Raw genomic sequence first — 24,468 nt, 5'->3', positions numbered from 1 at the left:
TGAAGTATAACCTGTAGTAACATGCGTCAAAACATTACTTTATTAGGTGTGGCCGCTGCGATGGCGTTTGCCTCCTGCTCTAAAACAAACCAGGCCACTGATAACCCGGAAACGATGACTATGGCAACAGAAACCACTACAAACGACAACACACAGACAAGTGACTTTTACAACTTCACCGTGAAATCACTTGATGGAAAAGACGTAGATTTTTCGCAGTACAAAGGCAAAAAGGTGCTGCTTGTAAATACTGCCTCTGAATGTGGCTATACGCCACAGTACGCTGACCTACAGAAACTGCACGAAACACATGGCAACGAGGTAGTGGTGCTCGGTTTCCCTGCCAACAACTTCGGCGGACAGGAGCCAGGTAGCAACGAGCAAATAGCTAGCTTCTGCCAGAAGAACTATGGTGTCACTTTCCAGCTGTTTGAGAAAGTGTCGGTGGTAGGGGACGACAAGCACCCGCTGTTTGTGTGGCTGCAGCAGCATGCGCCGAACAATGAGGAACCAAGCTGGAACTTCTCGAAATACCTGGTAGATGAGAACGGACAGGTAGTGGCCTTTTACCCATCTAAGGTAAAGCCAATGGACCAGGAGATATTGGCAGCTATTAAGGAATAACAATTTAATTGACTTTTCACTGGCGCAAGCGTCCGCTTGTGCCAATAAGGAAGCGCCATCAAAGCACAAGCGGACGCTTGCGCCAGTGAGTAGCATATTCTAAAAAGTTGAATACCACCGAACATACTTCTCCGAATCCAAGTCTTGTGAAGGCTTGGATTTCGGCTTTTAGGCCCCGCACGCTTCCTTTAGCGCTTTCCTGTATCGGCATGGGCGGCTTTATCGCGGCGGCCAACGGTGCCTTCGATGGCACCATTGTAGCCCTTTGTGTGCTCACTACCCTCTTTCTGCAGATACTCTCGAACCTGGCCAACGACTATGGAGACTCCAGGCACGGGGCCGACAGTGTGCACCGCGAGGGGCCTATGCGGGCGGTACAGGCCGGGCATATCAAAGCAGAGCACATGAAGAAGGGCATGGCAGTCTTTAGCCTGCTCTCACTGGTATCTGGCCTATTACTGCTGTGGGTGTCATTCGGGACAGAAGGGCTTCTGCTGTTTCTCGTGTTTCTGGCCCTCGGCCTGGCCTCGATCTGGGCAGCCATCAACTACACAGCAGGCGACAAGCCCTACGGCTACGCCGGTTTGGGAGACATCTTCGTTTTCATATTCTTCGGCCTGGTCGGGGTGTTGGGTACCTATTACCTGCAGGTGCAGGAGCTAGAGGCAAGTGTCGTGCTGCCCGCCTTAGTGTGTGGGTTCTTCTCTACAGCGGTACTAAACGTAAACAACATTCGCGACATTCATTCTGATCTGCTGGCAGGCAAGCAGTCTATTCCGGTGCGCATCGGGCCAAAGCCGGCCCGCGTGTATCACCTGTGCCTGTTAGCTGGAGGGGTTTTAAGTGCCATCCTATATGTCTTACTGAATTATAAGAGCATTTGGCAGTGGCTGTTCTTGCTGGCACTGCCCCTTGTGATAGTGAATGGCGTAAGCGTCTGGAAAAAGCAGACGTCTAAAGAACTGGACCCTTACCTAAAGCAGATGGCCCTGACGACTCTGGTGTTTGTGCTGCTGTTTGGCATCGGACAGGTGCTGTAAGGAACGCTGTTATAAACTAAAAAGGCCTCTAGTACTGTTAGCGTACTGGAGGCCTTTTTAGTTTGTAACGAACTGGCATAGCAAGTTGCAAAGTGTAGCCGAGCATAAAGGCTAAACTGTTTGGGAGAACGTTATGATTCCCTAACGAAATTCAGGCTTTTGATGTCCCTATAGTCCTGTTCAGGTACAGTTATCAGAATCCTTTTCCCTGTTCCACAGCCACAAGACTCACACAGTGAACCTAACTTCGATCTGTTGTCAAACTTTACATTTAATACACTGACTCCTTTGTCTTCCAGGTATTTAGTGACTGCAAGAATTGTTTCCGTGTTAGTGTTGTTTTCACCTGTTCCCCAAGGGTCTGAACATTTTGTTTGTTCCCAATAAAATTGAGTAGAGCTTTCTTCTTTTTCACAGGAGGCTGCCAGGACTGCAACTACCAGAAAAGTCGCTGTACAAATGCAGTTATTCAAATAAGTTTTCATTTATAATTTATCAAATTATGTAATCCAACTATGGCATAACAAGAGGCCTACTCCTGCTAGCTGTACTATGGTTATTCAACAAAGTAAGTTAGATAAACAAGTATTAATAACATAGCCCCGCTACTTGAAGAGGTAACGGGGCTATGTTGTTCATAACTAGCCTTTAGTTCCCGTTCCCGCCGCTGCTATTGCTGTCTCCCCCGCTTTTCAAGTCATCATTCTTGATACCGCGTCTGGTACGCTTAATGTCTTCTTTCAGCTTGCCGAACTTGTAGTTGACGCCGATGCTGATCCGGCGACGTATGTTCCGGTTTTCGCTGCGTTGGTAAAAATCAGGTCCATTCAGCTCATTGTAATAGGTAAAGTACTTGTTGAGCGGGCTCTGCACAGATAGGCTTACGCTGGCTTTCTGGTCCTTCAGGAAGCTCTTGCTCACCGAAACACCGTTCCAGAACTGCCCCGACGACTTGCCCTGGAGCAGCACACGCGGTGCATAATAGCCCAGGTTCACACTGGCGCGCCAGTTTTTCTCGAAACGGTAGCTGGCATAGCTGTACATATAGCCGCTGATGCCGCTGTTCTGTAAGTCCTGACCACTTATGTTCCCGCTCAAATCGCTGTAGGAAAGGGAGCCGTTCAGGCTTAGGCTTAGCTTTTTAAACGCTGTAGCGTTGCCGCTGAGCGAAAGCGTTGTGGTGCTGTTTTTGCCGATGTTGCCATAAGTGCTGCTACTTACCGAGTCGGCAGAGTTATAGGTCGTGTAGTTTTGGATGGCGTTGTTGGTAAAGGCGTGCGTCAGGGTGGTGTTTAAGGAGTTGCTACCTTTAAAGAAGCTATGGGCCAGGCTAAACACATGGCTGGTCGCCGCTACCAGGTTTGGATTACCGTAGGAGATGCTTTTTTCGTTTATCCTGTTTACGTAGGGGTTGAGGTAGTACAGGCTAGGCCGCTCAATCCGCTGCGTGTATGAGGCCTTTAAGCTAGCCATGTTCTTTAAGGTGCGGGTAAGGGTCAGGCTCGGGATCAGGTTTACGTAGTCCTGTTCTGCCACGGATCCCGATGACTTGAAGTTCGCATCCACCACGGTCTGTTCCAGGCGCGTGCCCGCCCGTAGTCCCCATTTCTCAAAGCGAAGGCTGGCAGATGTATACGCTGCGTAGATGTCCTGGCTATAGTCGAACTCATTGCTTAGCCCCGGCACTTCCTCATACGTGTCGCTTTCCGGGTTATAGTTGCGGTAGAAGTAATCACTGCCATTGTCCCGGAGGATGGTTTTAACTCCTATCTCCAGGGTATGCTTCTTAAAAGGGTGCACGTAGTCGGCCTGGTAGGTCTGCTCCATCGATTGGCCATCGTTGAGCGTCCGGGTTTCCAGGGGCCCCCGGTAATTCAGGACGCTGTTAAACAGCAGGTCAGATTCGCTGCCGTTCTGTTCGTTGCCAAGCTTGTAAGAGAGCGTCAGCAGTTGATTTTTGTTGCGCTTAAAAGTATGCTGGTAGTCGAGGCCTGCTTCATAATTATACCAATGGCCTGCGCTAGGCGTAATGCGCTCGTAGCCCAAGGTGGGCACGCCTGCTCCGTTTAGCTCCTCTAATAGCTGTATGCCCTCAGACGCGTAATCGCTCCCGTTCAGGCTGAACTTGGCAGAGAACAAATTCAGGGTATCCAGTTCGTAACTCATCTCCGCATCCACATAGTTAAAGCGGCTCTCGTTATCGCCGCTACCTGTTTGCGCTACTCTTGCCCCTGTGTTCTTGTTAAGGCGCTCGAAAGTGGAGGTATAGCGAGGGCTGACAAACTTATTCGTGCCGCCATAAGCCGACAGCCCGAACTTGCCTACTTTCGCCGTAACGTTGGCAGACCCGTACCGGCTGTTGGGGGTGCTTTGCGAGAGGTACACGCTGCCATTGTAGCCATTCTTAGGCTCGTTGTGTGTAATCACGTTGATAATACCGCCTATTCCCTCGGCGTCGTACTTAGCAGGCGGGTCTGTAATAACTTCGATACGCTTAATGGTATTGGCAGGCATGCTCCGGAACACATCCTTCGGATTGCGGGCAAAGAGGGTCGAGGCCTTGCCGTTTACCAGTACTTTAAAACTGCCGCTGCCGTTTAGCTTGATGTTCTCTTCAGAGTCGAGGCTGAGCATGGGCACTTTGCGCAGCATATCGAGGGCGGTGATCGTTTTGCTTTCCGGGTCAAACTCTACATTGTAGCTGATCTTATCGATGTCCTGGGTAATGAGCATCTTTTCGGCCGTTACCTCTACTTCCTGTAGCTGTTTGGCAGAAGGGGCAATGCGGATCTGCCCCAAGTCTGCCACTGTTCGGCCTGCCTCTAGGGCTGGTACCTGCATAGAAAAGGGCTTATAGCCCACATAGGTAAGGATAAGCTTGTAGGTTGCCAGTGGCAAACCGGTGATTTCAAACGTGCCCTTGTCCTGGGTAAAGGTAGTTTTAATAGGTTCATCTTTATCTGGCAGGCTGGCGACGACAGTTACGTAACCGAGGGGCTTCTGGCTGACAGAATCGACCACCGTGCCTTTGATGGTGCCGCTTGCTGGGCTTTGCGCCCAGGCTAAAGAGTGGATTACCAGGCATAAAGCCAGTAACAGAGTTTGTTTCATGCGTATAGGTAGTTTTAGTGAGCACGCTAAATATTCTGTTGCGTGTAGTCTGTGCCAACACGCTCACTTTCAGGTCTCACACTTCTCCTTTACACATCAGGCAGGTTTGCCCGGCTTTGTCCTAAAAGCACTAGTAAATTGGGAACTAAGAGAATTTTAATGTTCCTCTGCAAAGACAATATATAAGAATATGTCGACTAAAACTATAGGTGACGGTTATTTATTGGTTAAACAACAAAAAAGTATGGTCAGGAAACAGGCTGGCTTACAAAGAACAAGATCAAATGCCCGCAGGGCTGTTCGGGAAGCAACAGAAAAAGCCGATCCTGTTGTAGGCCGGCTTTCGTTTTTATGGTGTCTGTGCTTATGTTAGCAAAGAGGAGCTCTGGATAATACTGCCCCCCCTGCTGCTAAAATCTGCTTTGGCCGCTTCAAAGCCCTTCGCGCTTATGGCCCTTGTTGCATCCTCTAGGTAATAGGTCTCGAAGCCCTCCGTCAGGGCGTCTTTGGCAGTATAGTACACGCAGTAATCTGCAGCCAGGCCGGCAACATACACCTGCGTTATTTGTCTGCCCCGTAGGTAGTTGGCCAGGCCGGTCGACTTCAGCCTCCCGTTGTCATAAAAGCCACTATAGCTGTCTATCTCGGGGTTAGTGCCTTTCCTGAAAACTGCTTCTACCTTCCTGGTGTCCAGGTCTGCTGCGAGGGCCGCTCCAGGGGTTCCCTGCACGCAGTGGTCGGGCCACAGCACCTGCTCTAAGTGGTGCAGTTCTATCACATCAAACGGCTTTTTACCGGCATGGCTCGAGGCAAAACTCTTGTGCCCCGCCGGGTGCCAGTCCTGTGTCGCCACAACCAGGTCAAAGTGCTCCTGTAGCCGGTTGACGGTGGGGAGAATGGCATCTCCCTCAGGAACCGCCAGGGCGCCGCCCGGCAGAAAATCGTTTTGTATATCAATTAGTAGTAAAGCTTTCATAAGGTACAATTTGTGTGGTCTTTTGCTCAATCAGGTTGCAGCTGCTAAAAAGCAGAACTTATTTTTCTACGGTGTAAACATCTGTCCCTCTGTCTTGGGGCACCTGCTCTCCATTTACAAGAAAAGACTCCAGAGGGTGAGAAGTGCAGCAGTCGCTGGACTTTGCAACAGTTTTTACATATAAGGTATCCGTGTCGTTTTGGTTTAGGTACAAATAAAAAGTATGTGCATCGGAGAGACTGAGCCAGGAAAGGTCGGAGCTGTGTATTACAGGGCCAAGGCCCGCATAGGGCATCACCTTGAACGGTACTTTCACCTGCCTAGAATCCTTTACATAAAACAGCTGTACAGAATCCGGGTGATACGGGGCGGCATTCAGCAGGTTGTCACCCGTCTGTGCAGCTATAAGTGCTATTTTAAGAGGCTGAGGAGGACTAAAGCATGCCCCGCAATCCTGTTTATGACAGGAGACAAAAAGCAGGGCTGTGCCCAAGGCACCGATTCCAGATAATAATGTCCGCTTCATGTGTTTCTGGTTTGGTGGGTGTCGGATTGTCGTAATAGCGCTTCTGAAGATACTTGCAGTAATTCTGCACTGCAGCCGTTGCTGGGCTGAGCCCCTTAACAGCGAAAGCCGCTTTTTAGCGGCTTTCCTTCTGGTGTCGTTTCTTGTTAAGAAGCCGGCTGTTGGTTTTCTCCCTGTGGTCGCTGCCCCTGGGCACCGTTGCGGTTACTGTTCCTGTTTCGATTGTTGCGTTTACGCTTTCTGTTGGCATTCCCTTCACCCGCCGCAGCACTACTTTGCCCCTCGGGGCGCGGGCCTTGGTTCGCCGCTTTAATAGGTCTGTCGTTGCCCTCCTCGTGGCGCTGCCCGGGTGGCTTTCTGTTTCTGTGGTGCTTGCTGCGGTGGTTTTTGTTGCTGCCTCCGGAGCCAGGTTTGTTACCGCCCCGGTGGCGATGGCTGCCCATGTCGTGGCGCTTGCCTGGTTCATAGGCCGGTCCTGCCCCAAAGCCGTCTGGTAAAGGCAGTTTCGGCAACTCACGCTCGATCAGGCGCTCCACCTTCTGCACACGGTACATGTCCTTCTCGTTCACGAAGGTGATCGCCATACCGGTAGAGGCAGCACGGGCTGTACGGCCTACACGGTGTACGTAGTCCTCCGCATCCTGTGGCATGTCAAAGTTCACCACGTGGCTCAGACTGTCGATGTCGATGCCCCTGGAAAGGATATCGGTCGCTACCACGATCTGGTACTGCTTGTTTTTAAAGCCCTGCAAAGCCCGCTCACGCTCGTCCTGCGTCATATCCGATTGGATACCCTCGGCAGTAAAACCCATTTTCTGCAAAGAGCGCACGATCTGGTTCACGTTTGACTTACGGGAGGTAAAGATGATCATGCTCTGCACGTCCAGTTCCCGTAGTAGGTGCTCCAGCAGGGGCAGCTTCTGGTTGTCGTAGGTCAGGTAGATGCGTTGGTCGATGCCTTCGGCTGGCTTAGAGATGGCCAGGTTTATCTCCTCCGGGTTCTGAAGGATCTGCTGTGCCAGGTCCCGGATCTTGCGCGGCATGGTAGCTGAGAACAGCAGGGTCTGGCGCTCCTTTGGCAGCTGGTTAATGATCTTGAGGAGGTCGTCCATAAAGCCCATGTCCAGCATCTTGTCTGCCTCGTCGAGCACCAGGTGGTTGAGCTGGTCCAGCTTCACATAGCCCATGGCCATGTGTGATATAAGGCGACCAGGCGTGGCAATGATAATATCGGCACCGGTGGTGAGGGCTCGCTTCTGCTGTTCCCAGTCATCCCCCTTGTTGCCACCATAGATGGCAATGGAGCTAACAGAGGCGAAATAGCCAAAGCCCTCTACCTGCTCATCTATTTGCTTGGCCAACTCGCGGGTAGGCACCAAGATAAGGGTACTGGTATGCTCGTAGCCCTCATGCGAAATACGGTCGATAAGAGGCAGAAGGTAAGCTGCTGTTTTGCCGGTTCCTGTCTGCGCGCAGGCAATCATGTCTTTGCGCTCCAGGATAAGGGGGATGGCTTGCTCCTGCACTGGTGTGGGATTATTATAGCCCATGGAGCTGATCCCGGTAAGTACGTCGTCGTGTAGGTTAAAAGAACTGAAGTCCAAATTCAAGAAGTTTAGTGTTGTACTAGTAGCCTAACGAACTGTAAGGCTATAAAGCTTTCCAAAGTAAATATACTATAAAAATGTTGTTTATACAGTGGCCTGCAACTTAACGCAACATTTAATCCCTAGGCTGTCAGGTAATAAACACCTGTACGTACGGTTAGCGGGCTTTCACGACCATAAAACGGAGAGCCCTGATCAGAGGGGCGCCCGGCAGCCTCAGTAACAATAGCATCTCTTGGTGCTACCGAAGCTCGCGACTATATATGACAACTTGTATGTGTTAATATTTATGAAAATAATCCTAAACAGCAACATCGTAAAACCACAAGCGTATGAATTTACAGGGAAAAGAAGCCCGAACGAAATCCTAAATACTTCTTTATTATATGTTTATACAGTTTAAAAGATGAAAAAACTAATACTAAGCTGGCCGAACTTCTTCTTGTTGTTGGGCCTGAACATTATAAATGCGATCTTCATGCTACTGTAGCGTAGCATCAGAAACAGAGATAAATAGTTTTTACAGGAGCAGCCTTACGAGCCGGTAAGGCTGCTCTTTTTATGTTATTTCAGGAATTTTTGAGTTATTTTGTCCTGTTACTTCTTTGATAGTATTCCGTCTTTTGCATTAAAAAACAGTATAATTTTATGTCAGGACACAGCAAGTGGTCAACCATAAAGCGAAAAAAAGGAGCCCTGGATGCGAAGCGCTCCAAGATCTTTACAAAGCTGATAAAAGAGATAACAGTAGCCGTAAAAGAGGGAGGCGGCCCTGACCCTGACGGTAACCCCCGCCTTCGCCTGGCTATACAGGCCAGTAAAGCGGCCAACATGCCCAAGGATAACATTGAGCGGGCCATTAAGAAAGGGGAAGGCGGGGATGCCGGTGATTATACAGAGGTGACATACGAGGGCTATGCGCCGCATGGAGTTGCTGTGTTTGTGGAGTGTTTGACGGATAACATTAACCGGACAGTACAAAATCTGCGCACCATCTTTAACAAGAATAACGGCAGCCTGGGTACCAATGGCTCGGTCGACTTTCTTTTCGACCGGAAGGGCGTGTTTGTGGTAAAGCGCGACCCCGAGAAACCCCTGAACGATGAAGAACTGATGCTGGAGTTGATCGACGCGGGGGCTGAGGAAATTGAGTTTGAGGAGGAGTATGTTACTATCTACAGTGCCATGGAAGACTTTGGGGCCCTGCAGAAAAAAGTAGAGGCGTTGGACTTGGAGCTGGAGAACGCAGAGCTGCAGCGCATCCCGCAGACGACTGTGAAGGTGGAAGACCCGGATGCTGTCAGGAGCGTGCTGAAGCTAATCGACGCGATGGAGGATGATGACGATGTGCAGAAGGTATACCACAACCTGGAGCTGAGCGACGAGGTGATGGCAGAATTGGAAAGCTAGGCTAAGCTTAACAGGAAAGAAGTAAGGGAGCCGCAGACTTTGGTTTGCGGCTCTCTTATTTGAAATGCTTTCCCTTTTTATTGCTTTGAAGGGTAGCAGCTATTGTCGTAATAAGGTGCCGAAAGTACTTTTATCCATAAATGAAGGATTACAGAAAGAATGCAAGATCCTATATTCAAGAACATGCTTGTGTTGGAGCTGGCGAGTGTGCTGGCAGGGCCTAGTGTGGGGCAGTTCTTTGCCGAACTGGGGGCGCAGGTTATTAAAGTGGAGAACGCCGCCACAGGCGGCGACGTGACCAGAACCTGGAAGCTTCCTACGGAACCGGCTGATACCGATACTCCTGCTTATTTCTGCGCTGCTAACTGGGGGAAAGAGTCTTTCGCCTTAGACCTGCTGCAGGAGGAGGATCTGGCGGAACTGTATGCTTTGGTAAAGCTGGCCGATATAGTCATCGCCAGCTATAAACCGGGTGACGCGGAGAAATTGCAGGTAGACTACGATACGCTTAAAAGCATAAATCCGCACCTGATCTACGGGCACATCACAGGCTATGGCCCTGGCGACGCCCGGGCAGGATACGATGCGGTGGTACAGGCAGAGAGCGGCTTCATGTACCTGAACGGCGAACCAGACGGGCCGCCTACAAAAATGCCTGTTGCGCTGATGGATCTCCTGACTGCCCACCAGTTAAAGGAGGGGTTGCTGGTAGCCCTGTTGCAACGGGAGCGGACGGGGCAGGGCAGCCTCGTGCAGGTGTCCCTGCTGGAATCGGCTATCTCGGCACTGGCAAACCAGGGAACCAACTATCTGGTAGCAGGTTATCCACCAAAGCGCATGGGTTCCGAGCACCCGACAATCGTACCTTATGGCAGCGTGTACACTACCCAGGACGGAAAGCAGCTGGTGCTGGCGGTTGGCGACGACAGGCAGTTCCGGAGGCTTTGCAGGGTGTTGGGCGTGGAGGACTTTGCGCTGGACGAGCGCTACAGCACGAATTACAACCGGGTACGGCACCGGGAGGAAGTGAACGAGCAGCTACGGCCACTGATTCTGCAATGGGAACGCAACACCCTGTTACAGCACCTGCACGCATTGCACGTACCTGCCGGCGCTGTCAATACTGTGCCCGATGTGTTCCAGCTGCCGCAGGCTCAGAGCATGTTACTGCAGAGGGAAGGGGTAAAGCCGGGAATCCGGCAGGTCGCCTTTAAGCTGGCATGGCAGGAGCACACAGAAGTTAGTCCGCCGCCCTCGTATAAGGATAAAAGAAACAGCGAACAGGGGTAACCGATACATAGTGGCTATGGCATTCCATGCCCTTTCTTAAACAAAGTGCTTATTTCAACGGTAAACACTTAGCAATAGCACCAACCGACCTTATAGACTATGGAAGACAGATTAAACGATATAATCAACGGACTACACCAGAAATCAATCACCAAAGAGACGATCTACCGCAACACGCAAAAGACTTTCGTGCGGATGAAGGAAATTTCCCAGGAGTTGGTGTCAGAGCTGACCGAACGCATGAACAACATGGATACTGGGGTTATGATTGAGTACCGCAACATTAGTGAGCACGAGTTCCAGATCCGGTTCTCCAACGACCTCCTGGTATTTGTGATGCACACAAATGTGGTTACTTTCCCCGACGATTACGAGATCATGCGGAACCAGTACGTAGACGAAGACTTCAGAAGGCGGTTCTTTGGTCATATCATGGCTTACAATTTTATGGCGGACACCATTAAGTACAACCGCCTCGATGACCCGGGTTACCTGATAGGGCGTATGCTGGTGAACATCGACATGCATTTCTGTATTGAGGGCGTAAAGCAGCTAGACCTGCCCATGGACAAGCTTGCCAACATCGCAAAGAATAAAATATCAGACAAAGCCTTGCGCGTTATTGTGGAGAGCGCCATGATTGCCTCTGTGAACAATGATTTGATGGGGCAGGACGTGAGTGATATTGAGCGCATCAGTCTAAAGCAGAAACTGGAAAACAGCCACCTGATCAGGCCGCGCAAGCTAGGCTTCCAGATCAGCCACGACTTAACAAATTAGCAGAAACAAAAGCTAACAATACACAAAGCCCAGGCCTAAACAGCCTGGGCTTTGTGTATCTAGGAAACTGGCGTTAACTCCTCCCGAAGCTTTTGAATGGCCTGCGCTACCTGTGGCAGGCTGTGCAATAGTTGGTCAAAGCTCTCAATGCAGAAGTACTGGCTCTGGTAAGTCTCTTTGATGTAAGGCGTGTCCAGGATGTGCTGCACATCAAAACCATGCTTCACACTTTGTGCAGAAACCGACAGGTTGCTTTCCCCCACAGAAGAGAGGATGCCTGCCCCATAGATCCTGGCCGCTTCACCCGGTTTCCGGAATAGGCCAAACTCGATTGTGTACCAGTAAATGCGTGTCAGGCGGTCGATGATATCCGGGCGGTCCAGGTACTCAAGGGCCATGGCCGACAGCGCTGCCAGGAACTCGCAGTACACCGGAATGGTGAGTAGGGGCACGTGCCCGAACACATCGTGAAACATATCGGGCTCCTCCAGGTAGTCTAGCTGCTCCATCTTCCGGATCCAAACAGTGGCAGGGAACTTCTTGTCGGCAATTAGGCCAAAGAACAGGGCATCATCCACAATACCGGGGGCGGGTACTACCTCAAAGCCGGTTAAGGGCTTCAGGCGTTCATTTACCTCTGCAAAGTTGGGGATGCGGTCAGGCTTAAAGCCTACCTTCTGCAGGCCTTTCATAAACTCTGGTACCGCTTTATCCGGCAAGTTCTTTATCTGCCTGTCGAATAAAATAGACCATACCTGGTGGTTCTCTTCTGTATAGGTGCTGTAGTTCTGCGTTAAGTGCATGGTTGTAGTATTGTTGGAAAACTGAAATCGATCTAAAATGAAAAAAGCAGGGGCTTGCGCCGCTGCTTTGGCAGGTTCACCTGTGGGGAGAAGCTTCTCCGGGTACTAACTAGTCAGTGGGTTTGGTGATTGCCTTAGCTGCGGTTGCGGTAATAGCGATAATAATAGCTGTAATAGCTATACACGCTCAGGCAATAGGAATAGAGAGCACGAAGCAGCCCTGTGCCAAGGGGGCTTGGCAGGGAACGTGACGTTGCTATGGCTGCTGATTGGTGCATTTGCGCACAATATTACGAGAAATTGGGTAAAACGCAAAGCCAGCCGGAAGGTTCCAGGCGCTGCAGCAGAGAAGCTGTTTATTGCACAAGTCTCATGTTACAGAAGCCTCTTGAAGAATGCCATTAAAAATTTGTATTTCGTATAAGGTAATATGATGCGTTAAGGTAAGAGGCTATGCAGACACCCCTGCTTTTAATACAGAAAAACAGAAAAGCTTCCCAAAGGCTTTTGCTGTGCTATACGTTTGCCTTATCCGCTTTTTTCCTCCTGTCTTCCTTTCACCTCTCCTCTCCTGGAAAGAAAGAGAAGCCGTGGCGCACCAAAAACGTGATCATTGTGGTGATAGACGGGCCCCGGTATTCAGAAACTTGGGCGACTGTGCCCGGCCTAATTCCGAATATGTATGCTAAGCTGCGCCCGAAAGGTGTTTTCTTCAGTAATTTCCAGAATGAGGGGGAAACATACACCAACGCCGGGCACACGGCCATTACGACGGGCGTGAACCAGCCCATTGATAATTATGGAAATGAGCTGCCCGCTAATCCTTCATTTTTTCAGTACTGGCTAAAGCAAACAGGTAAACCGGCGACAGCCGCCTGGATTGTGGCTAGTAAGGACAAGCTGCACATACTGGGCAATACACAGCAGCCCGGTTGGGAGGGCCAGTATATGCCCTCTCTTAACTGTGGTGTAAGCGGACCGGGGAGTGGCTACAGGATGGACTCTCTGACACTTGTAGAGGCCAAGCGCGTTTTAACGACGCATAAACCTAACCTGATGCTGATCAACTTTATGGAGCCGGACGGGTACGCCCATGCCGGAAACTGGGACTACTACCTGCGGGGAATCTCCAGGTCCGACAGGTATGTAAAGCAGCTTTGGGACTTTCTCAGAAAAGACAAGAACTACCGCAAGAACACCACGCTCCTGATCACGAACGACCACGGCCGCCATTTAGACAGTGTAGCCGGCGGGTGGGTCGACCATGGGGATGGCTGTGAGGGATGCCGGCACGTCAGCCTGCTGGCTTTAGGACCGGACTTTAAAAAAGGGAAGACAGTGCAAGCCGCATATTCCTTGGTTGATGTTGCGCCGACGGTGGCTCTTTTGATGGGGCTTGGGTTTGAGCAGGGGGAGGGGCGTGTCATAGAAGACCTGTTCCGCAAGAAAAAGCGCAGGGCTTTAACTTTATGAGAAGAGGCAAGCTTTCCTGAGCACACACAAGAGGCTCCAACTGTGCCGACTGGCTTGCTGTCAGTTTTGTCTATAAATCATATAGCACCCTAAAGGATGGCAACAAGTAAGACCACTACCGGGATATTCTACAGGATTATCTACTGTGCTTCTTTTGTGCTCCTAGTCCACCTGCCCTTGCGCGTGCAGGCGCAGGAAAGCAGCACCTCTGATTCTGTGTTTGCCAGCCATAGTCTTTCCGCTGAGAAGAAAGCGGGCGACGTAGTTTCCCTGTTCACCAAAGATGAGGTGCTTCACTTTAAGCTGGTAACCAACTACCAGGAGTTGCTGAAAGACCGGGGAGAGGAGCGGGCGTACCATGAGGCGACTCTGTCCTATACAGACCCACGTGGCGGCATAATATCGACTGCCCTGAAAGTGAGGGTAAGGGGTAACCGCCGGCGTGATCCTACGGTTTGTGACTTCCCTCCCTTACTGCTGAACTTTCCCCGGAAAAAGATGCAGCACACCCTATTTGAGGGAGTAAACAAGCTAAAACTCGTGACCCACTGTGTGGGCGAGGACTATGTGCTGCGGGAGTACCTGGTTTACAGGCTGTATAATGTCACCACAGAAAACAGCTTTCGGGTAAGGCTCTGCCGGGTGGACTATGAAGACCTCGTTGGTAAAAGGAAAACGGAAACCAGGTACGCTTTCCTGATTGAGGACGACGAGGACATGGCGCTGCGAAACAAGGGCAGACTGGTTTCGGAGGACATTAAGCTGCGCATGGACTGGACAGACTCGCTTGCCATGGCCCGGGTAGCCCTTTTTCAGTACATGATCGGTAACACAGACTGGTCGTTGCCCTACTGGCACAACATAAAGCTGTTGTCCCGGGACTCCTTAACAGCTCCGATACCCGTGCCATATGATTTTGACTATGCAGGTATCGTTACCGCGCCCTACGCGGTACCTCCCCCAGAATTAGGAATTACCTCTGTGCGTCAGCGCCTGTTCAGGGGCTATCACTTCAGTGACAGGACTTATGCCGCGGCAGTTAGCGCCTTTAATAAGCACAAGCCTGCTATCTATGGGGTGTACCAGAACTTTAGCCTGATAGATAAAAGTTACCTCAAGCGCACGCTTAAGTACCTGGACGACTTCTATGAAACAATCAATGATCCGAAGGACTTTAACAACAAAATCGTGCGGGTAGGGCAGCAGAACCAGCGAAAGGTTGTAACAGTGAAGGGACTGAAGTGAAAGGACCAGCTTTACGTAACCACCTGATTCGCTTTAAAAAAAGGCCCATAACTTGAACTGGTTAAGGGCCTTTCTATATTAAAAAAAATGGTTTACATCAGCTCTGCCAACTCCAGCCAACGGAACTCCTTCTCTTCCAGCTGCTCGTTTATGCTTTCAAGCTCCCTTGCCAGGGCCGTCAGCTCTTCGTGGTTAGTGGTGGAGGCACTGTTCATCATCTCCACAATCTCCGCTTTGCGGGTCTCCATCTGCCCAATTTCCTTCTCTAGCTGCTCGTACTCCTTTTTCTCGTTAAAGGTAGCTTTGCGTTTGGCATTGGGCTGCTCTGTCTTTTTCTCTGCGGCAGGTGCCGGGGCAGTGGCCTTTGCCTCTTCCTGCTCCTGTTTCTCCTGCTCTTTCTGCCACTCCCGGTAGTCGGTGTAGTTGCCCGGGAAGTTCCGGATCTTGCCCTCCCCCTCAAACACGAACAGGTGCTCTACCAACCTGTCCATAAAATAGCGGTCGTGCGACACGATGAGCAGGCAGCCGCCAAAGTTCAGCAGGAAGTCCTCCAGAATGTTCAGTGTGATGATATCCAGGTCATTGGTAGGCTCGTCGAGAATCAGGAAGTTCGGGTTTTTGATGAGCACGCGCAGCAACTGCAGGCGCCGTTTCTCGCCACCGCTTAGCTTGCTCACATAGGTGTACTGCTGTGGCGGAGCAAACTGAAAGTGCTGCAGAAACTGGCTGGCCGTGATCACCTCGCCATTGGCCATCTCTACCACCTCGGCAATCTCCTTCACAATATCAATCACGCGCTGATCTTCCTTGTACGACAGCTCGTCCTGGGTATAATAGCCAAAAACAGTGGTTTGCCCGGCATCAATGGTACCGGCATCTGGTGCGAGCTTACCTGTCAGCATGTTCAGGAAGGTAGACTTACCCGCTCCGTTAGGGCCAGTGATACCAATACGGTCCTTCTTTTTGAAAACATAGGAGAAATCGTTTACGATTTTCTTCTCTCCAAAGGACTTCGAGATATGGTCTACTTCGATGATCTTGCCTCCCTGCCGTGTCGTTTTTACGGATAGCTCCAGCTGTGGGCCGGCCGTTTTCTTGGCCGCTTTCTCCTTTAACTCCTCAAAGGCGTCTACCCGGTACTTTGCTTTCGTGCCACGGGCCTTGGGCATGCGCCGGATCCACTCCAGTTCTTTGCGCATCAGGTTACGGGCCTTTTCTGTCTCGGCTACGGCAGCTTCCTCACGCTCTGCTTTCTTCTCTATGAAATAGCCGTAGTTGCCTTTGTAGCTATAAAGCTCCCCATTGTCGAGCTCCACGATCTCGTTAGCCACTTTGTCCAGAAAGTACCGGTCGTGCGTTACCATCAGCAGCGTTGTGTTCTGAGTAGAGAGCAGCCCTTCGAGCCACTCGATCGTGTCCAGGTCCAGATGGTTGGTCGGTTCGTCCATGATCAGCATGTCCGGCTCCTCGATCAGTACACGCGCCATGGCCACACGCTTACGCTGCCCTCCCGAGAGGTGCTTGATCTTGGCGTCCAGGTTATGGATGCCAAGCTTCGAGAGGATCTGCTTTACTTTTACCTCAAAGTCCCAGGCCTGCAGCTCGTCCATGCGCACCATCAGTTGCTGCATTTTGTCTGCACCCGTGTTAGGGTTTGCAATTGCTGCCTCATATTCCTGGATCAGGTCCAGCGTTTCATTCTGCATGGCAAAAATATTCTGCTGCACGGTCAGTTCTTCCTCAAAGGAAGGGTTTTGCCCCAGGTAACCTATGCTGATTTCCTTTCTGACGCTCACGCTGCCTTCGTCCGGGGGCAGGTTGCCGGCTAATATATTCAGGAGCGTACTCTTGCCCGAGCCGTTTATGCCCACCAAAACAACGCGTTGCCCCTGGCTGATACCAAAGTTCAGGTTCTTGAACAGCCAGCGGTCGCCAAAGCTTTTGGCTATATTTTCTGCAGATAGGTAATTCATAAAGCAAATTTAACTAATTATTGGCACAGGAGAGGATAAAAGAAAACAGGCTGACCAACGGCCAGCCTGTTTTTTGCATATGTTTCTTTTACTTACCGTGCTCTTTCAGCCGATGTATGCCTTGTTCTATACGACTCGCTAGGGATACGGTGTGTCGTTAGTGCGCCTAGCACCAGGTAAACACCACCAATCAGGTGTGGCAACATCACCCACTCTGCGAAGTTAAACATCCAGGGCGATACAGCTAGGATGACGCCCAGTCCAAAGTCAAGCAGCAGGTGTGTTTGCATGGGTATCTTATGCACCATCCCCACCTCGAAGTCTGTCATCACCGCCTGAAGCAGAACAATCACGCCGGCTGCTACCATCGTCCAAGTAGCATAACTTACATCTGAAAAGCCGAAGATCCAGGGAGCGATAATAAAAACCAGCCCCACGATGTAGTCTAGAATCCCGTGGAAACGGGTTGGAATAAATCTCATAATAGTCCTCCTTTCAGTTTGTTTTCAATTCGTTTCCGAATAAGTTTATACGAATCACGAACTGAATGGAGGGAAAAAAGTGCAATTATTTAGGGAATGGTTATTCTGTTACCACAACCGTTCGGGCGATGTAGTCATGCAACGTTTGACTGCGCCGGGTGGTTAAAATGAGTAGTAAGCCCAGGCAAAGCGGTGCGACGGAAAGCAGTTTCGAAAAGTACCGGAGGTTAGCCTGTGCAAAACTAATGCGCTTGCCCCGGAGGTCTGTGACCTTTAGCCCCAGCGTAAACTTTCCTATCGTGGCCTGTTTGGGGGAAGACTCCAGGAACGTGAAATACAACCAATGAAACAAGGGCAGGTACAAGAGAAGGGGCAGCATCTCTCCGATAGCCAGCACATCACTGAAGTTTATGCCATCGTGGAGTAGGTGCTTCCAAGAGTAAAGTGGCTGAGAGGTGTTGCTCATGCTATACAGGACCAGGGAATAAGAGAAAACGAGCAGCGTGGTATCTACCAGAGAGGCCACAAAGCGAATGGTGGGGCTTCCGTATAGGTCTGACCGTTTAACGGTAGGTGCTGGTAAGGTATAGGCAGTATTCATAGCAAAGGGCGTTTTTATTACTTGTAAGTCTAACAGTAAGCTAGTAAGTAAAGCGTAATATCAGTAGTGAAGGAGTCAGCCCTAACAGGCTGCCGCAGAGCTAAAAGCCCTTGTCTAAGTCAACAGTATAAAGTTAGCTTATTGGTTTAAACCTGCAAATATTTTGACATAATTAATTTAAAAATTGATTTTATATGAAACTTGTTATATATGTTAAAACAATATTTATATAGACGGCCGCCGTCTATTGGATTCTTTGGTGAACAGACTTATTTTATGGGTAAACGTTCGTTTTGCCCGGTTTTTGGCTAATTTCGCTCATCATGTTACAGGATAAAAAAGAGAGACCGATCGGGATTTTTGACAGTGGTATTGGCGGACTTACTGTGGCTCAGGCAATTATTAACGTGCTGCCAAACGAGCGGATCGTTTATTTCGGCGACACGGCGCACCTGCCTTATGGGGACAAGTCTACGGCAGCCATACAGGCGTACGCAGTTAAGATTTGCGACCTGCTGATCCGCCAGAACTGCAAAGTGATTCTGATTGCCTGTAACTCTGCCTCAGCGGCTGCTTACGACCTGGTAAAAGAGTATGTGGGCAGCAAAGCGAAGGTGCTGAACGTGATCGACCCGATCGTGCAACACATTGGCAAAACGTACCAGCACAAGACCATCGGCCTGATTGGCACCAAGCAGACGGTCAACTCGAATGTGTACCGCAAGAAAGTGGATGAGCTGGACCTGGGCATAGAATTAAAGTCTCATGCCACGCCACTCTTAGCCGCTATGATAGAGGAAGGCTTCTTTAACGACTCGATTTCAGAGAGTGTCATACACGCCTACCTCTCAGACCCGGACCTAAAGGGTATCGAGGCGCTTATACTGGGTTGTACGCATTACCCGCTTATCAAGCGGCAGATCGAGGGGTACTACAAGGGAGAGGTAGATGTGCTGGATGCCAGCCAGATCGTGGCGCAGCACGTGAAGGCGTATTTGGAGGAAAATAACCTTGCTGCCGATAAGCTGGTAGGGGACCATACCTTTTACGTGTCGGACTTTACCCGATCTTTTGAAGAGAGCACGCGCATTTTCTTTAAGCGGCAGGTACACCTGGAGCACTACCCCTTATGGGAGTAGAAGAAAGCGGCATCTGGCGGCTCCGCTTCTACCGCTATCCTTTCTTTCGCGTAAAAAGATTACCTTTAGCTACACCTCAGACAAGCACATGAAAAAAAGATACCTCTCCATTGGGGATTTCAAGCGTAATGCCTTTATCGTGGCGGCTGCTGCCTGCATGGGCCTGACCGCCTGTGACAGTGGTTCCCGTCAGGACGAGTGGAATGCCGACAGTGAAGTAGCCGTGCCGGACGGCATCATTACCGAAGTAACGGAGCAGGCCCCTGACGAATGGAAAATAACCGATGAGCGTACCACCGTGCCCGGGCAGAGCATGGCCATCCTGAAATACAACGACGGGCGGGTAGACACCCTGCGGGGCGTAGCGTTACAGAACCGTTTGCAGGAACTGTCGGGGAATCAGGAAACTTACCGGCACGGGGGCTTTGGGCTGGGAAGCGTATTGTGGTGGAGCGGGCTTGGTTTTATGGCTGGCCGTATGTCTTCTCCACAGCCAGCCTATTATGCCAATCCCAACCTAATCAATCGTACCGATGCCTGGCGGCAGAACGTGCAGACCTACCGCCAACGCGCCACAGCGCCTGGCTCGGGGCGGAGTGGTTTTTTCAGAGGCCGAAGCGGAGGGGCTGGAGCCTGATATAAAGCCAGAGAAGAACGTATGCAGAAAGGAAACGGAACTGTCCGCCTGACCTCTCATACCGGCGATGTGGAAACAGCCGTACGCGGCCTTGGCTGGGACTGGTGCGTAGAGGAGGGATGTACGAATTATGTGCCCGGCGAGGCAGTGGTGCTAACCATGAAAGAGGCCGACGCCCTTTTAGATGCCGCCAGTACCCTGTATGACATGTTGGTGCAGGCTGTGCCAGACGACCTGCCCGAGGCTTTCCTGAAGGTGTTGGGCATCCCGGAAAACCTATGGCCCCTGGTGCGGCAGTCGTGGAACGATGAGCGGCACTGGCACCTGTACGGGCGCTTTGATTTGGCACAGACGACGGACGGCCTGAAACTGCTGGAGTTTAACGCTGATACCGCTACCTCTATACCCGAAACAGCGGTCGTGCAGTGGGCAAGCCTGGCTGCTGCCGGCAAGCACGATGCAAAGCAGTACTCTGGCTTATACGAAGCCCTGGTAGAGCAGTTGAAAACATGGCGCATGCTCAACGACGACCTACCACCCGCTTTACTGCTAACTTACTTAGGTGCCAGTGCCGAAGACGAAACGAACTGTGCCGTGATAGCCCAGGCTGCCCGAGAAGCTGGCTTTGAAGCGCACCTTTGCCCGATTGAGGAGCTTAGTATATCGACAGAGGGGGCTGAAAAGGGCGTTTGGGCACAAGTGGGAGCAGAGCAGTGGCAGCAATTCCCCTTCCTGTTCAAATTATTGCCGTGGGAGCAAATTGCCTGGGAAGAGCCGGAGCTCCTCGAGAGCCTTACTTTCCTGTCCCGCATCCGCAATGTGGTGATTGCCAACCCAGCCTATACCTTGCTTTTTCAAAGCAAAGGCATGCTGGCCTGGCTCTGGAAAGCGTTTCCGTACCACCCCCTGCTGTTGGAGGCTGACCTGGAGCCTCTTAACAACAAGTATATTCGGAAGCCTTACTTCGGGCGGGAGGGGCAGAGCGTGGAGATAGTGGACAAGGGGCGGATCACCAAAATAGAAGGGGAGTACGACGACCAACAGCAGGTATACCAGCGCTGGTGTGACCTGCCCGAAGACAAAGCCGGTTATCAGTACCAGGCAGGGGTATTCTGGGCAGGGGAGGGCTGTGCCATCGGCTTCCGCAGGGAGAAAGGTATTATCAGTAACCTGTCGCAGTTTGTGCCGCACCTGGTGGAAGGATAGCAATAGTTGAAATAGCTTTGACAGAAAAGGCTCTCCTTTCGGAAGGGCCTTTTCTGTTTATGGCTGACAGGAGGATCTGCGGGCATAAACAGAAAAGCAGTGCTATCAGGTGAACAGAAGGAAGCTTTTTCTCAGTGCTGTCTCCCAATTAGCCCCTTCTTGTATTGGTACATTCCGCCATTAAGCCCTACCTTTGCCTGCTTAAACAATTGCCCTACCTATGCTTGCTTTTCTGCTGACACTTATGCTCTTACTAGGGATAGTGATTGTGCTGGCCTATGCTGAGCGGAAGGTGGCGGCTTTCATGCAGGACCGCATGGGCCCAACAGAGGCCGGACCGTATGGCTCCTTGCAGGCGGTGCTGGATGTGCTCAAGCTCTTACAGAAAGAAGACATTGTGCCGGCCGCGGCTGATAAGAAGCTCTTTAAGCTGGCGCCCATCCTTATTTTTGCTGCCGTGTTTGCAGGCTTTGCCGTTATCCCCTTTGCCCCCTCCATAGTGCCTGCGGGTATCGGGATCGGTGTTTTTTACCTGTTGGCAATTATTTCCCTGGATGTGGTCGGCTTGCTCATGGCGGGTTGGGGCTCTAACAACAAGTATGCAATGCTCGGGGCTATGCGCTCGGTGGCGCAGATTGTGTCTTATGAGATTCCGGCTGGTTTGGCAATACTATCGGCTGTGATGATCTGCCAATCACTGGACTTTCAGGAGATCAGCTATCAGCAAGGGGCACTCATGAATCAGTTTCCGGGGATGGAGTATGACATGAACTGGCTGTTCGGCATACGGGAGTTAGGCATCAATACCACCACCATCGGAGGCATCACTACCTGGAATATTTTCCGGGCCCCTATGCTACTCGTAGCTTTTGTAATTTACTTTATCGCCTCTTTGGCCGAGAGTAACCGGGCTCCTTTCGATATCCCGGAAGCGGAATCGGAGTTGGTGGCTGGTTTCCACGTGGAATATTCGGGCTTCCGGTTTGCCGTGTTGTTTCTGGCCGAGTACAGTATGATGGTGCTGGTGAGCCTGGTAGCCGTGGTGCTGTTTCTGGGTAGCTGGAACACGCCTTTACCAAACATTGGCCCGGTAAGCCTGGCCTACTGGACTACCGGAACGGTTGGGGAACTATCCGGCATTCTTTGGGGTGTTTTCTGGTTGCTGAGCAAGACATTTGTGCTGTTGTTTTTACAGCTACAGGTCCGCTGGACATACCCGCGCCTGCGCGTGGACCAGCTCATGCATCTTTGTTGGAAAGTGCTGACACCGATTGCCTTGGGCGTTGTACTGTTAGCGGGCCTGTGGCGTTTATTGATGATTTAATGTAGACGTAAGACGAAAGACTTGTTCTTAATGGAGGGCAAGCAGTAGTAGGGAAAGTCCTTTGTCTTATATCTTATGTCCTTTTAAAATGGAGAGAACTGCTGTAAAACATAAAACAGGCTTCTGGGATGTCGTGAAGTCGCTGGGGAGCGGACTGAGCCTGACATGGAGCCATTTTCTCAAAGCCGGAAACCGACGCACGCCGGAGTACGTGTCGGATGAGAATTATTTTAAGCAAAAGGATGGCCTTGTTACGCTTAAATACCCCTATGAGGCTATTCCTGTACCGGATAATGGCCGCTACCGGCTGCATAATGAGATCGATGACTGCATTGTCTGCGACCTTTGTGCGAAGGTGTGTCCTGTGAACTGTATTACCATTGAGTCCGTGAAGGCAACAGAGGATATCGGTACCACCTCAGACGGAACGAAGAAGCGCCTTTATGCGCCAACCTTTGATATCGACATGGCCAAGTGCTGCTACTGCGGCCTCTGCACAACAGTTTGCCCTACTGATTGCCTGACGATGACGCCCGTGTATGATTTTAGCGAAGTAGACATCAAAAACATGGTGTACCACTTCACGGACCTAACGCCGGAACAGGCAGAGGAAAAGAAGCAAATGTTTGCCAAACAGCAGGAAGAAATGGCAGCGGCAAAAGCGGCTGCACTGGCGGCCCGAAAGAGTAACAAGTAGGGTGCAGGCTGCAAAGATCATACTTTCATTACTCGTTATAGCCTTGGGTTGGCTTCTCTTGGGTTATGGCTACGGCACCACGCTTGGCCACCCAATTTCCTCTGTTCTTTTCTTTGGAGGGCTAGTGTTATCCTTGGGAGGAGTAATGGGGGTTATTGGAGGGGGCAGAAGTAAAGGTTAAGCCAAAGCTTATGAAACGAACCGCCGGCGTCCTTCAAGTTGTCATGTTCTATGCGCTGGAAATATTGTTTATTCTCTTCTCTATCAGCCATGGGTGGGACGCCTTAGAGGCGAACACAAGTCACCAATATGTGCTGGCCGCTTTCTTTAGTGCATCCATTCTGTGGTTGCTGTACGAACTGTATCGGCTTATTAGCGACACGGAAGGCCTGTATCCCTTGCTGATTCACCTTGTGGGACTAGGTTTGTGTGTGGGCTATCTGATGAGGATGGAAGAGGGAAGTGCAAAGCCCAAAGTAACTCAGCCACAAGATATTGATACGGTTACTGTTTCGGGAGATACACTTGTGGCGGTTCAAAAAGGCGATACAATTTATTATAGAATCGGAGACAGAGTGCTCATCGATAAAAAAGGCATAGATAAAAGATAAACATATGCTCTTCTACCTCTTCGCCGCTTTGGCGGTGCTTTCCGGAGCTTACATGGTGCTGACGCGCAACCTACTGTATGCCGGCTTTTCACTGCTAGTCACGTTACTAAGCATAGCTGGCATTTACGTGCTCCTGTACGCTGACTTTGTGGCCGTGACACAGCTGATGGTGTACGTAGGCGGGGTACTGGTGCTGATTCTGTTTGGGATCATGCTCAGTAGCCGGGTGCAGGACAAGTCCGTACGGTCGGAGAGTGTAAACAAAATATGGGGAACTTTAGTGGCCGGACTAGTAGGGGTAGGACTTTGCTACACCATATTAAAAGCTAACATCAGTTCCTTGCCCTGGCTACTCGCAGCTGAAACTGATGTGCTGGGCTGGCAAAAAAGCACAGTGCAAATGATAGGCATCAAACTCATGACAGACGTTGTGGTGCCCTTTGAGGTAGTCTCCCTGTTATTACTGATCGCCCTGATGGGGGCCGCCTATATTGCCACAGATAAACAAGAGTTGTAGCGATGGAACAGATTCCGTTAGAGCATATTCTGCTGCTTAGTGCCCTTCTTTTTAGTATCGGGGTGTTTGCCGTCATCAGCAAGCGCCATGCGGTCGTCGTGCTGATGGGCATAGAACTTATCTTTAACGCAGCCAACCTGAACCTGGTAGCCTTTAGCCGCCATGACCCCGCGTTGTTGCAAGGGCAGCTATTTTCACTTTTTGTGATCGTAGTGGCTGCGGCGGAGGCTGCGGTGGCCTTGGCCATTGTGCTGCGCGTGTATCAGTACTTTAAAACAGCCCACGTGAATGAGGTGGTGAGTGCTGATAACAAGTAGTACTGTTATCTTCTTGTCTTTGCGAAATGAGGGCCTGTGTTATCCTAATAGTGTAAAAACTAAACCTTTCTCCTTAACT

Annotated in this window: 24 protein-coding genes; 15 read left to right on the top strand and 9 right to left on the bottom strand. The window is 50.8% G+C overall.

Features of this window, described 5'->3' with window-relative positions:
- Positions 1 to 21 precede the first annotated feature (21 nt).
- Positions 22 to 624 carry a glutathione peroxidase gene (locus tag CHB92_RS09945; RefSeq protein ID WP_089319040.1) on the top strand — a complete coding sequence of 201 codons (603 nt, stop codon included), beginning with the start codon at positions 22 to 24 and terminating at the stop codon, positions 622 to 624.
- 107 nt (positions 625 to 731) lie between these two features.
- A complete protein-coding gene (locus CHB92_RS09940) occupies positions 732 to 1,664 on the top strand; it encodes a 1,4-dihydroxy-2-naphthoate polyprenyltransferase (RefSeq protein ID WP_089319039.1) in 933 nt (310 codons plus the stop codon).
- A 131-nt stretch (positions 1,665 to 1,795) separates the two neighbouring features.
- Here CHB92_RS09940 and CHB92_RS25495 read toward each other — a convergent pair whose 3' ends face one another.
- The 5 genes from CHB92_RS25495 to CHB92_RS09920 all read right to left on the bottom strand — a co-directional run bounded on the left by CHB92_RS25495 (position 1,796) and on the right by CHB92_RS09920 (position 7,827).
- On the bottom strand, positions 1,796 to 2,149 hold the full coding sequence (locus tag CHB92_RS25495) for a hypothetical protein (RefSeq protein WP_144266293.1): 354 nt from the start codon (positions 2,147 to 2,149) through the stop codon (positions 1,796 to 1,798).
- A gap of 163 nt (positions 2,150 to 2,312) precedes the next feature.
- A complete protein-coding gene (locus CHB92_RS09935) occupies positions 2,313 to 4,775 on the bottom strand; it encodes an outer membrane beta-barrel protein (RefSeq protein ID WP_089319038.1) in 2,463 nt (820 codons plus the stop codon).
- A 364-nt stretch (positions 4,776 to 5,139) separates the two neighbouring features.
- The gene (pncA, locus tag CHB92_RS09930; RefSeq protein ID WP_089319037.1) at positions 5,140 to 5,751 is read right to left on the bottom strand and encodes a bifunctional nicotinamidase/pyrazinamidase; all 612 of its coding nucleotides are present in this window, start codon (positions 5,749 to 5,751) and stop codon (positions 5,140 to 5,142) included.
- A 58-nt stretch (positions 5,752 to 5,809) separates the two neighbouring features.
- Entirely contained in the window at positions 5,810 to 6,277 is a 468-nt protein-coding gene (locus CHB92_RS09925) for a hypothetical protein (RefSeq protein ID WP_089319036.1), read from the bottom strand.
- Between the two features lie 146 nt (positions 6,278 to 6,423).
- Positions 6,424 to 7,827 carry a DEAD/DEAH box helicase gene (locus CHB92_RS09920; RefSeq protein ID WP_089319085.1) on the bottom strand — a complete coding sequence of 468 codons (1,404 nt, stop codon included), beginning with the start codon at positions 7,825 to 7,827 and terminating at the stop codon, positions 6,424 to 6,426.
- Between the two features lie 705 nt (positions 7,828 to 8,532).
- Here CHB92_RS09920 and CHB92_RS09915 point away from each other — a divergent pair.
- The 3 genes from CHB92_RS09915 (at position 8,533) to CHB92_RS09905 (ending at position 11,364) form a co-directional block, all read left to right on the top strand.
- The gene (locus CHB92_RS09915) at positions 8,533 to 9,294 is read left to right on the top strand and encodes a YebC/PmpR family DNA-binding transcriptional regulator (RefSeq protein WP_089319035.1); all 762 of its coding nucleotides are present in this window, start codon (positions 8,533 to 8,535) and stop codon (positions 9,292 to 9,294) included.
- A gap of 159 nt (positions 9,295 to 9,453) precedes the next feature.
- Positions 9,454 to 10,584, top strand: coding sequence for a CaiB/BaiF CoA transferase family protein (locus CHB92_RS09910; protein WP_089319034.1), 1,131 nt, complete (start codon positions 9,454 to 9,456; stop codon positions 10,582 to 10,584).
- A 99-nt stretch (positions 10,585 to 10,683) separates the two neighbouring features.
- Complete coding sequence (locus CHB92_RS09905) at positions 10,684 to 11,364, top strand: hypothetical protein (RefSeq protein WP_089319033.1); 681 nt, start codon at positions 10,684 to 10,686, stop codon at positions 11,362 to 11,364.
- Between the two features lie 59 nt (positions 11,365 to 11,423).
- Here CHB92_RS09905 and CHB92_RS09900 read toward each other — a convergent pair whose 3' ends face one another.
- The gene (locus CHB92_RS09900) at positions 11,424 to 12,167 is read right to left on the bottom strand and encodes a phenylalanine 4-monooxygenase (RefSeq protein ID WP_089319032.1); all 744 of its coding nucleotides are present in this window, start codon (positions 12,165 to 12,167) and stop codon (positions 11,424 to 11,426) included.
- Between the two features lie 453 nt (positions 12,168 to 12,620).
- On the opposite strand from CHB92_RS09900, the gene CHB92_RS09895 reads away from it, so the two are divergent.
- Positions 12,621 to 13,640, top strand: a complete 1,020-nt coding sequence (locus CHB92_RS09895) for a sulfatase-like hydrolase/transferase (protein WP_089319031.1) — start codon at positions 12,621 to 12,623, stop codon at positions 13,638 to 13,640.
- A 96-nt stretch (positions 13,641 to 13,736) separates the two neighbouring features.
- Positions 13,737 to 14,885 (top strand): hypothetical protein, encoded by a 1,149-nt coding sequence (locus tag CHB92_RS09890; RefSeq protein WP_089319030.1) that lies wholly within the window; start codon positions 13,737 to 13,739, stop codon positions 14,883 to 14,885.
- 92 nt (positions 14,886 to 14,977) lie between these two features.
- Here CHB92_RS09890 and CHB92_RS09885 read toward each other — a convergent pair whose 3' ends face one another.
- From CHB92_RS09885 to CHB92_RS09875, 3 genes are all read right to left on the bottom strand, one after another.
- Complete coding sequence (locus CHB92_RS09885) at positions 14,978 to 16,858, bottom strand: ABC-F family ATP-binding cassette domain-containing protein (protein ID WP_089319029.1); 1,881 nt, start codon at positions 16,856 to 16,858, stop codon at positions 14,978 to 14,980.
- 92 nt (positions 16,859 to 16,950) lie between these two features.
- Positions 16,951 to 17,340, bottom strand: coding sequence for an SPW repeat protein (locus CHB92_RS09880; RefSeq protein WP_089319028.1), 390 nt, complete (start codon positions 17,338 to 17,340; stop codon positions 16,951 to 16,953).
- 100 nt (positions 17,341 to 17,440) lie between these two features.
- A complete protein-coding gene (locus tag CHB92_RS09875; protein ID WP_089319027.1) occupies positions 17,441 to 17,941 on the bottom strand; it encodes an RDD family protein in 501 nt (166 codons plus the stop codon).
- Positions 17,942 to 18,264: 323 nt separating this feature from the next.
- Here CHB92_RS09875 and murI point away from each other — a divergent pair, with 323 nt between their 5' ends.
- From murI to nuoK, 8 genes are all read left to right on the top strand, one after another.
- Positions 18,265 to 19,080 (top strand): glutamate racemase, encoded by an 816-nt coding sequence (murI, locus tag CHB92_RS09870; protein WP_089319084.1) that lies wholly within the window; start codon positions 18,265 to 18,267, stop codon positions 19,078 to 19,080.
- Positions 19,081 to 19,168: 88 nt separating this feature from the next.
- Complete coding sequence (locus CHB92_RS09865; RefSeq protein WP_089319026.1) at positions 19,169 to 19,717, top strand: hypothetical protein; 549 nt, start codon at positions 19,169 to 19,171, stop codon at positions 19,715 to 19,717.
- 21 nt (positions 19,718 to 19,738) lie between these two features.
- On the top strand, positions 19,739 to 20,923 hold the full coding sequence (locus CHB92_RS09860) for a glutathionylspermidine synthase family protein (RefSeq protein WP_089319025.1): 1,185 nt from the start codon (positions 19,739 to 19,741) through the stop codon (positions 20,921 to 20,923).
- Positions 20,924 to 21,143: 220 nt separating this feature from the next.
- The gene (locus tag CHB92_RS09855; protein WP_089319024.1) at positions 21,144 to 22,247 is read left to right on the top strand and encodes a complex I subunit 1/NuoH family protein; all 1,104 of its coding nucleotides are present in this window, start codon (positions 21,144 to 21,146) and stop codon (positions 22,245 to 22,247) included.
- An 88-nt stretch (positions 22,248 to 22,335) separates the two neighbouring features.
- A complete protein-coding gene (locus CHB92_RS09850; RefSeq protein WP_089319023.1) occupies positions 22,336 to 22,944 on the top strand; it encodes a NuoI/complex I 23 kDa subunit family protein in 609 nt (202 codons plus the stop codon).
- 191 nt (positions 22,945 to 23,135) lie between these two features.
- The gene (locus CHB92_RS09845) at positions 23,136 to 23,555 is read left to right on the top strand and encodes a hypothetical protein (RefSeq protein WP_089319022.1); all 420 of its coding nucleotides are present in this window, start codon (positions 23,136 to 23,138) and stop codon (positions 23,553 to 23,555) included.
- Between the two features lie 4 nt (positions 23,556 to 23,559).
- The gene (locus tag CHB92_RS09840; protein ID WP_245842434.1) at positions 23,560 to 24,072 is read left to right on the top strand and encodes an NADH-quinone oxidoreductase subunit J family protein; all 513 of its coding nucleotides are present in this window, start codon (positions 23,560 to 23,562) and stop codon (positions 24,070 to 24,072) included.
- A gap of 2 nt (positions 24,073 to 24,074) precedes the next feature.
- Positions 24,075 to 24,389, top strand: a complete 315-nt coding sequence (gene nuoK / locus CHB92_RS09835) for an NADH-quinone oxidoreductase subunit NuoK (protein ID WP_089319020.1) — start codon at positions 24,075 to 24,077, stop codon at positions 24,387 to 24,389.
- Positions 24,390 to 24,468: the final 79 nt, after the last annotated feature.

The organism is Pontibacter ummariensis (genome assembly GCF_900188175.1).
GTDB classification, from domain to species: Bacteria; Bacteroidota; Bacteroidia; order Cytophagales; family Hymenobacteraceae; genus Pontibacter; species Pontibacter ummariensis.
Note: the sequence above shows the minus strand (reverse complement) of the source record. Positions and strands in the feature narration are given on the sequence as shown.

Bases quoted from the DNA above. Each gene is read 5' to 3' on its own strand.
- CHB92_RS09945 (WP_089319040.1), top strand. From the start codon at position 22: ATGCGTCAAAACATTACTTTATTAGGTGTGGCCGCTGCGATGGCGTTT.
- CHB92_RS25495 (WP_144266293.1), bottom strand. From the start codon at position 2,149: ATGAAAACTTATTTGAATAACTGCATTTGTACAGCGACTTTTCTGGTA.
- CHB92_RS09935 (WP_089319038.1), bottom strand. From the start codon at position 4,775: ATGAAACAAACTCTGTTACTGGCTTTATGCCTGGTAATCCACTCTTTA.
- pncA (WP_089319037.1), bottom strand. From the start codon at position 5,751: ATGAAAGCTTTACTACTAATTGATATACAAAACGATTTTCTGCCGGGC.
- CHB92_RS09925 (WP_089319036.1), bottom strand. From the start codon at position 6,277: ATGAAGCGGACATTATTATCTGGAATCGGTGCCTTGGGCACAGCCCTG.
- CHB92_RS09920 (WP_089319085.1), bottom strand. From the start codon at position 7,827: ATGGGCTATAATAATCCCACACCAGTGCAGGAGCAAGCCATCCCCCTT.
- CHB92_RS09915 (WP_089319035.1), top strand. From the start codon at position 8,533: ATGTCAGGACACAGCAAGTGGTCAACCATAAAGCGAAAAAAAGGAGCC.
- CHB92_RS09910 (WP_089319034.1), top strand. From the start codon at position 9,454: ATGCAAGATCCTATATTCAAGAACATGCTTGTGTTGGAGCTGGCGAGT.
- CHB92_RS09905 (WP_089319033.1), top strand. From the start codon at position 10,684: ATGGAAGACAGATTAAACGATATAATCAACGGACTACACCAGAAATCA.
- CHB92_RS09900 (WP_089319032.1), bottom strand. From the start codon at position 12,167: ATGCACTTAACGCAGAACTACAGCACCTATACAGAAGAGAACCACCAG.
- CHB92_RS09895 (WP_089319031.1), top strand. From the start codon at position 12,621: ATGCAGACACCCCTGCTTTTAATACAGAAAAACAGAAAAGCTTCCCAA.
- CHB92_RS09890 (WP_089319030.1), top strand. From the start codon at position 13,737: ATGGCAACAAGTAAGACCACTACCGGGATATTCTACAGGATTATCTAC.
- CHB92_RS09885 (WP_089319029.1), bottom strand. From the start codon at position 16,858: ATGAATTACCTATCTGCAGAAAATATAGCCAAAAGCTTTGGCGACCGC.
- CHB92_RS09880 (WP_089319028.1), bottom strand. From the start codon at position 17,340: ATGAGATTTATTCCAACCCGTTTCCACGGGATTCTAGACTACATCGTG.
- CHB92_RS09875 (WP_089319027.1), bottom strand. From the start codon at position 17,941: ATGAATACTGCCTATACCTTACCAGCACCTACCGTTAAACGGTCAGAC.
- murI (WP_089319084.1), top strand. From the start codon at position 18,265: ATGTTACAGGATAAAAAAGAGAGACCGATCGGGATTTTTGACAGTGGT.
- CHB92_RS09865 (WP_089319026.1), top strand. From the start codon at position 19,169: ATGAAAAAAAGATACCTCTCCATTGGGGATTTCAAGCGTAATGCCTTT.
- CHB92_RS09860 (WP_089319025.1), top strand. From the start codon at position 19,739: ATGCAGAAAGGAAACGGAACTGTCCGCCTGACCTCTCATACCGGCGAT.
- CHB92_RS09855 (WP_089319024.1), top strand. From the start codon at position 21,144: ATGCTTGCTTTTCTGCTGACACTTATGCTCTTACTAGGGATAGTGATT.
- CHB92_RS09850 (WP_089319023.1), top strand. From the start codon at position 22,336: ATGGAGAGAACTGCTGTAAAACATAAAACAGGCTTCTGGGATGTCGTG.
- CHB92_RS09845 (WP_089319022.1), top strand. From the start codon at position 23,136: ATGAAACGAACCGCCGGCGTCCTTCAAGTTGTCATGTTCTATGCGCTG.
- CHB92_RS09840 (WP_245842434.1), top strand. From the start codon at position 23,560: ATGCTCTTCTACCTCTTCGCCGCTTTGGCGGTGCTTTCCGGAGCTTAC.
- nuoK (WP_089319020.1), top strand. From the start codon at position 24,075: ATGGAACAGATTCCGTTAGAGCATATTCTGCTGCTTAGTGCCCTTCTT.